Origin of the sequence: uncultured Campylobacter sp., from assembly GCF_938045465.1 — a bacterium.
GTDB lineage: Bacteria > Campylobacterota > Campylobacteria > Campylobacterales > Campylobacteraceae > Campylobacter_B.
Map to the genome: position 1 here is coordinate 1 of NZ_CALIBF010000185.1, position 6356 is coordinate 6356.

The window sequence follows — 6356 nt, forward strand, 5'->3', positions numbered from 1 at the left end:
CAAGCTCAAAATCCCCTGTTCCAAGACTTAGCGTAAAAGCCTCGCCATTAGTGCGCGCAAAATATTCTCCCGTTTTAACTTTAGAATTTGCAGGCGCTAGGCTTTGCGTGGTGAAATCTAGTGCCGTGAAATTTTGCTGCGAGGAATTTTGATCTGTGAAATTTTTCACTGTGAAATCTTGAGCCTCCGAATTTTGCTCTGTGGAATTTTGCAAGATAGAATTTTGCGACGCCAAATTCCGTGTGACTGGATTTTTAGTTATAAAATTCCATTCTACAGAATTTTGCTTCGTAAGATTTTGTGATTTTACATTCTGCGACGCTAAATTTTGTAGCATAGAATTTTGTGCTGTAGAATTCTGTTCTGCAAAATTTTGCTTTAAATTATCTTGCTGCGCCGCGCTAGAATGCTCGAAATCCAAATCCGCGGAATTCTCCCTCGTAAACGCGGTGGAATTTAGCGCTATAAACTCCCGCGAACCGCCGCTTAGCCTGATATATACCCGCTCGCCGAAAACCGCCGTGCACTGCACCTTTAGCCGCAGCGTGCCGTCCGCGCCGGTCTCGTAGGTTTTGGCGTTGATGTCGTTTAGCACGGGCTTTACGGCGGCAAATTTAGCCGCGCACCTTCCTGTGCGCACCTTTTGCGGATCGACTAGGCCGTGTTTTAGCAGATAAAAAAGCTCGCTCGTGCCGTAAATTTCGCACTCCTCGTTGGGCTCAACCCCATCGATCGTAAGATCCTCGGCGCTTTGCGCGCACTCCTTTTCGCGGTACGCGTCGGTGCATACCCGCCGCAAGCTCACGCCCGCGGGGCGCGCAAACTCCGTCTCGCCCAACATGGCTGATTTATCGAGGAAGGCAAACATATTAAACGCCACTTTTGCCGCACTTACGCCGCCGCTAAGATCCCTAGTCTTGGAGCCGTCGAAATTTCCCAGCCAGACGCCGAGAGTAAATTTCGGCGTCAGAGCGACGGTGTAGAGATCGCGCGCATCGGCGCTCGTGCCCGTTTTAAACATCAGAGGCGGCGCATTTAGGGTGTTTTGCCACACCGAGCCGAGGTAGGAGCGCGGCGCGTTTCTTAGCATCTGCGTTACGATGTAAGCGCTCTGCGGGGTTAAAATTTTAGCATCATCACCGATCTTTACGCCCGCTATTTCGAGCCTTCGCAACTTACCGCCATTTGCAAACGCGCTGTAAAGGCGAGCAAGATCCATTAGACTCATAGAAATACTGCCAAGCGCGATACCTGCGCCGTAATAATCCTTGCTAAACTCCGCCAGATGCACGTTTGATAGCATCTCATACAGCCCGTCGTCACCAAGCATCAAATTTAGCTTTACCGCGGGGATATTTAGGCTCAGGCTTAGCGCGTCGGTCGCACTAACCGCGCCCAAAAAGCCCTGGTTGTAGTTGCGCGGCACATAGCCCGCGAAAGTTATCGGCGCGTCGATCAGCTTCTTTGATGGGGTGATGAGCCCGTACTCAAGGGCTTTGGCGTAGATGAAGGGCTTTAGCGTCGAGCCTACGTTTTTTTGCGAGCGCACGCCGTCGTTTTGCCCCTCATTAGCGCTAAAATCGTGGCTGCCGACATAGGCAATAACGCTCATGCTTTCGTTGTCGATCAGCACCGCAGCGCCGTTTCTAACGCCCTTATCGCGCAGGGAAAGGATCTCGCTTTTCAAAAAGCCCTCAAGCGCGATTTGTGTTTTCAGATCTAAGCTCGAATAAATTTTACCCTCGTTTAGGCGCGCAAGCTCCTGCTCTAGCGTAGTTTGCTTCATTGATTGCGCGCCTGCTTTAGAGTTTGCGGAATTTTCCCGCGTCTTGGCGTTTAGATCGGAATTTATTTGCGCCTTAGTGTCCGAAGCGAAATTTGCCCGCGATTTAGCGCCTGAAACGGAATTTGTCTGTATTTTGGCGCCCGGAGTAGAATCTGTCTGGGCACTAGCGTCCGACGAAGCAAAATCCGCCTGCGTACTAGCGTCTGAAACAGAATTTGTCTGTTCACTAAAATTTGCGCTCGACCGCTCACTAGAGTTTGCATCTGCCTGCGGATTTTGCGGCGGATGCGCGGTATCTTGCCGACTATTTAAATTTAGATTTTGCCGATTTTGCGAGTTTTGATACGGATGCGCGGTACTGACGACATTCTGCCGCTTGTTTAAATTTATATCCGCACTCGGATTTTGCGGCGAATACTCGGTTTGCCCTTTATCAGAATCCGTATCTGCGCTAAAATTCTGCGGCAAATGCGCAGCGCCTCGTTGCTCGTTTAAATTTAGACTTTGAGTGTTTTGCGACGGGCGGGCGGCATCAATGAAATCTCGCCGTTCATCCAAATTTGCGCCCTCTCGTTCATTTGGTTTTACGCTTTTTGATTCATTCGGTTTCGCGCCTGCCTGCGATTCTGCGACTTCGCGTTCGTTTAAATTTGAGCTCGTTCCGCCTAAATTTAAACTCTCCGGTGCATCCGTTTTAAAATCCGCCTCTTTGGGATTCATTTCTTTCAAATCCATTCCCACCTGCGCGTTTACGGCACCTGATAAATTCGCCCTAACATTCGCCGCAGCCGTAAAATTTGATTCGGCACCAGCCGCGTCCGAAAAATTTAACTCTGCCGCCGCGGCTCTGTACGCAGACAAGCCTGCTTGCCCCGCTGCTCCGCCGGGCGCTCCGTTAGAATCAAAATTTTGAGTGAAATTTACGTCATCTTTGGCGGTAAAATTCTGCATTTTATAATTGCTAAACGCTAACAGCGCGTAATGCGGCGCGTAATTGGGCGCTGCGTAGCGTCTGGGCGAAAACAGCTCCGCAAGAGCGCGCTCATACTCGCTTTGCGAGATCACGCCGCCGTCTCGCAGCTGCGAAATTAGGCGGTTTTTAAGCGCGTTGATGTTTGATTTGCGATCCAGGCGGTTTTTGTTCGGATTTTTTGGGATCACGCTAAGAAGCGCGATTTGAGCGTTACTAAGCTCGCGCAGGTCCTTTTTGAAATAAAAATACGCCGCGGTTTTGACCCCTTCGATGTTGCCGCCATATGGGGCAAGGTTGAAATACATTCCTAAAATTTCATCCTTGCTGAAGTGCCACTCCAGCTGAAAGGCGTTGAAAATTTCGATGATTTTGTTCTTGTAGCTGCGCTGTTTGGGGCGCATCATACGCGCAACCTGCATCGTGATCGTCGAGGCTCCGACGCGCTCGACGTTGCCCTCGCTTTTTTTAGTAAAATTTTGTGTAAAATTATACGTAGCCGCGCGCAAAATCGAGGCTGGATTGACGCCGAAATGGTAGTAAAAATAGCGATCCTCGAAGTAGATCGCGCTTTGTTTCAGCCGCGGCGGTATCTCGTCTGCGCTCGCGTAGAAGCGCCAAATTTGATCGTCGCTGATCTGCATATTTAAAATTTCGCCGTTTCGGTCATATAAAATTCTACTCTTCTGCTTGTTTAGCATATCCAAATTTAGCGGATAAAGCGCGTCTAGGATCAAAAACAGAGCGAATGCAAATGCGCAAAATAGCGCGATTTTTAACGTAAATTTTAGAAATTTCATCGCGCAATTATATCAAAGAATTTTAATGATTTTAGGCTATAATGGCGCCTTTTTGCAAAGGAATAATCTTGGACGCTCTAGCTAAGCTAAACACCGAACAATACGCCGCAGCAACCGCTCCTGCGGGGCACAATCTAGTAATCGCAAGCGCAGGCACGGGCAAAACCAGCACCATCGTCGCGCGCATCGCTCATCTGCTAAATCTCGGCACGAGCCCTAGAAAAATTTTGCTTCTTACATTTACGAATAAGGCCGCAAGCGAGATGATAGCGAGGCTGCAGCGGCATTTTGATAAAAAAATCACCTCCGCAATCGTCGCGGGCACCTTTCACGCCGTATCCTACGCTCTACTTCGCGAGCTCGGCAAAGGCGTGATTCTAAAGCAGCCCGCCGAGCTAAAGACGCTGCTAAAAAGCCTCGTAGAAAGGCGAAAATTTTATCACGTAAGCGACGCGCGCCCCTACGGCGGGGCGTATCTGTACGACGTGTATTCGCTGTATCAAAACAAGGAGATGAGCGCGGATTTTGAGACGTGGTTTAGCAAAAACTACGAGGATCAGGCGGAATTTGCCGAAATTTACGCAGATATTTTGCGCGAGTTCGAAGAGGAAAAGGCGAAATTTAACTACGCCGATTTCAACGACGTTTTGCTAAAAATGCGCCATGAGCTGCGAAAGGGCGCGCCGCTGCGGTTTGATGAAATTTTAGTGGACGAGTATCAGGATACGAACTCGCTGCAAGGAAGCCTCATCGATGCCTTTGCGACGAAAAGCCTTTTTTGCGTCGGCGATTTCGATCAGAGTATCTACGCCTTTAACGGCGCAAACATCGATATCATCGGCAGCTTCGGCAAGCGCTTTGCGGACGCTAAAATTTACGCGCTGAATATCAACTATCGCTCAAGCTCGGCGATTTTGGCGCTTGCAAACCGCGTCATCGCGAATAATCCGCGCCTTTACGAAAAGAAGCTGATCGTGGGCCGCGAGGGTAAATTTAGCGCGCCTAGGCTGCATATTTACGACGATACGGCGGCGCAATACGCTCACGTAGCCGCACAGATCGCACAAAGCGGCATCCCGCGCGAAAAGATCGCCGTCATCTTTCGCAATAATTCCAGCGCCGACGGCGTCGAGGTCGCGCTTAAGGAGCTCGGCATCGGCGCGAAGCGAAAAGGCGGCGTGAGCTTTTTTGAAAGCCGCGAGATCAAGGCCTTTACGGACATCTTCGCGATGATAATAAATCCAAAAGATATGATGGCATTTATGAGCACGTGCGAATACGCAAGAGGCGTCGGCAGCGCGCTGAGCAAGGAGCTTTTCGACGCGCTAATCGCGCTTGGGCACGGAAGCATTCACGCAGGTCTTTTGCGTCCCGATGAGAGCGTTAAAATTTTTGAAAAAAAGAGGAAAAACTACCAGCTTGGGCTTTTTGACGATGTGGACATCATCGGCTCGGTATCGCGCTTTGAAGCTTTGGAATTTGATGAGTTTTTTCGCTCGCATCCGGTTCTAAAACACAATAAAATCACCGAGGGCGGCGCAGTATTTTTGCACGAAATTTATAAAATTTTTAAAAAAAGCGGCTCGGCTGCAAGGTCCGCTACGCTGATATCACAGATCAAAGACTCGCGCCTTTTCGCGCTTGTGGCGGATTTCATCGCGACAAAGCGCGCGACGCTAAAAAACGGCAAGATAGACGATGAGCGCAAAAAGGACGAGATCTCCCGCATCTACGATAAATGCGGCATTTTAGAGCAGATCGCCGGTAAATACGCGGATCCGCAGAGCTTTTATAACTTCATAACCCTGGGCGCAAAGGAGATGAGCGAGGGCGAGGGGGTAAATCTGCTCAGCGTACACGCAAGCAAGGGGCTTGAGTTTTGCAGCGTCTATCTTATCGATCTGGCGCAAAACCGCTTCCCGAACCTCAAGCTAATGGCGATGGGCGGTAGCCTGGAGGAGGAGCGGCGGCTCTTTTACGTGGCGGTCACCAGAGCGCGCGACGAGCTGGTGCTAAGCTACGCGAAATTTGATAAGATCAGAAAAGTTAGCTATGAGCCGAGTTGCTTTTTAAGGGAAGCGGGGCTGGTGAAGTAGCGAAATTTGCTCGCTAAATTTGAAATTTCATTTTAGCGCGGACGGATCGTTTGAGTAAGAATTTTACTCCTCGCGTGCGTCTGACACGCCGCCGTCTCGGCTTCTTTATCGGATCGTTACGGTAAGAATTTCGCCGCACGATTTTTGTAAATTTTGCGATTTGTAAATTTTTACGGCGCGGACGTTGTGCGATATTTTGCGGATCGCTAAATTTAGCAGGCGGTAGCGGGATTTGAAGCTACGATTGAGAGGCGTGGTTGCCTGGGGCTTTTTTGCGAGCTGCGCGCGCTATGTAACAGCGCGATCAAAGGTGGTTTGAAATGGTGATATTTGCGGCGCGGGTAACTGTAAAATTTCACACCGCAACTTGCGGGATTAAATTTTAAAATTTTGCTCCTGCTCTCCGCATAATTTTAATGCAGTAAAAATCTCCGCAAAATCTTACGCGAGTAGAATTCTGCGGCAAAATTCGGCGATAATAAAATTTCACCGTCCTATTTCATCTTTCTCTTACTTTGAAATTTACGTGTTTTATACATCGCGGAGCTAAAATTTTATTTGATAAATTCCAAAAATACCGCAAATTCCACGACAAGTTAAAATTTTAAAGCGCATCAAATTTACGGCGCTACAAAATTTAAAATTTCACTACGTATTGCGCGCGCCGTAAAAAGTACGTACCCTGCCGAATTTCTTGCTGCGAC

Annotated in this window: 1 protein-coding gene and 2 pseudogenes; 1 reads left to right on the top strand and 2 read right to left on the bottom strand. The window is 49.1% G+C overall.

The annotated features are described in order from the left end of the window. Positions 1–80: 80 nt before the first annotated feature. Positions 81–173 (bottom strand): annotated as a pseudogene (locus Q0413_RS11275) (hypothetical protein); the annotation flags it as partial. Between the two features lie 887 nt (positions 174–1060). Next, positions 1061–3556 (bottom strand): annotated as a pseudogene (locus tag Q0413_RS09115) (transglycosylase domain-containing protein); the annotation flags it as partial. A 41-nt stretch (positions 3557–3597) separates the two neighbouring features. Here Q0413_RS09115 and Q0413_RS09120 point away from each other — a divergent pair. Then, entirely contained in the window at positions 3598–5652 is a 2055-nt protein-coding gene (locus Q0413_RS09120; RefSeq protein ID WP_298989583.1) for an ATP-dependent helicase, read from the top strand. The last annotated feature ends 704 nt before the right edge of the window (positions 5653–6356 follow it).

Bases quoted from the DNA above. Each gene is read 5' to 3' on its own strand.
- Q0413_RS09120 (WP_298989583.1), top strand. From the start codon at position 3,598: ATGGCGCCTTTTTGCAAAGGAATAATCTTGGACGCTCTAGCTAAGCTA.